The sequence below is a fragment of the Paraburkholderia sp. SIMBA_027 genome (assembly GCF_046535315.1).
Classification (GTDB): domain Bacteria; phylum Pseudomonadota; class Gammaproteobacteria; order Burkholderiales; family Burkholderiaceae; genus Paraburkholderia; species Paraburkholderia tropica.
In genome coordinates, this window is the sequence record NZ_JAWRWY010000490.1 from 1 (window position 1) to 275 (window position 275).

Sequence of the window (275 nt, forward strand, 5' to 3'; positions counted from 1 at the left end):
CTTGTCGCCGAATTCCTTCTGGATCTGCTGGCGGCCGAGATCATGTGCCTGCGAATAGCCGCCGTCGGTGTGCGAACCGACATAGACGAAGCAGATCTTGGTCTTGTCCGCAGCCTGAGCCGAGCCGACGCTGATCAGCGCGGCAGCGGAAGCGGCGAGTGCGAGTGCTATTTTCTTCATGGTGACCCCTGTTGGTTTTGAAGAGATTTCCGGAAACCCGTCTGATTCTTGTTCTTCTATCGCTCCGGGACGAAGGCTTTGCCAAGCGACGCGGG

The 275-nt window shown here is 58.2% G+C and carries 1 pseudogene; it reads right to left on the reverse strand.

The features are described from left to right. Positions 1 to 180 (reverse strand): annotated as a pseudogene (locus SB764_RS39950) (BMP family ABC transporter substrate-binding protein); the annotation flags it as partial. Positions 181 to 275 lie beyond the last annotated feature (95 nt).